Genomic DNA, 642 nt, shown 5'->3' on the forward strand with positions numbered 1-642 from the left:
ATGAAAGCCGGGAGTACCTGAAGTGCGTAACCGCAAGGAGCGCCCTAGGGTAACACTGGTAATTGGGGCTAAGTCGTAACAAGGTAGCCGTACCGGAAGGTGCGGCTGGAACACCTCCTTTCTGGAGTGATACCGTTAAAATAGAAGGTTTGTCCTTCTTGTACTACAGCAAGTTTGTTTTTATTATATAGTCCTATAGCTCAGTTGGTTAGAGCGCTACACTGATAATGTAGAGGTCGGCAGTTCAAATCTGCCTGGGACTACATAGACAGAAAGTCAATGTTTCAGGTAGTAAATCTATCTGAAAAATACATCGATAGAAAGTCAATGTTTTCAAGCATCAAAACTGATTGAAAATATAATAAGAAAAAAGTTGCTTTTTTATTTGCGAGTTCAAAATAAAACACTTACCTTTGCACCCGCTTTGAAAAAAAGAACAGCACGGGGGATTAGCTCAGCTGGCTAGAGCACCTGCTTTGCACGCAGGGGGTCAACGGTTCGAATCCGTTATTCTCCACATAAAAAAGATCTTTGACATGATGTAACAAGCTGAAAAATAAAAATTTGGTCAAAACCAAAAGAGCTAAAAGTATATATCATCCGCTCTGTTTAAAAACAGGGTGTGTACGTGATAATGAAAGT

Annotated in this window: 2 tRNA genes and 1 rRNA gene; all 3 read left to right on the forward strand. The window is 40.2% G+C overall.

Annotation, left to right across the window (positions count from 1 at the left end):
• Window positions 1–121, forward strand: a 16S ribosomal RNA gene (locus I6E11_RS14790); the annotation flags it as partial.
• A 68-nt stretch (window positions 122–189) separates the two neighbouring features.
• Window positions 190–263 (forward strand) — tRNA-Ile (locus I6E11_RS14795).
• Between the two features lie 180 nt (window positions 264–443).
• Window positions 444–517: transfer RNA gene (locus I6E11_RS14800), tRNA-Ala, on the forward strand.
• Window positions 518–642 lie beyond the last annotated feature (125 nt).

This window comes from Bacteroides caecigallinarum (assembly GCF_021531075.1).
Lineage (GTDB): Bacteria > Bacteroidota > Bacteroidia > Bacteroidales > Bacteroidaceae > Phocaeicola > Phocaeicola caecigallinarum_B.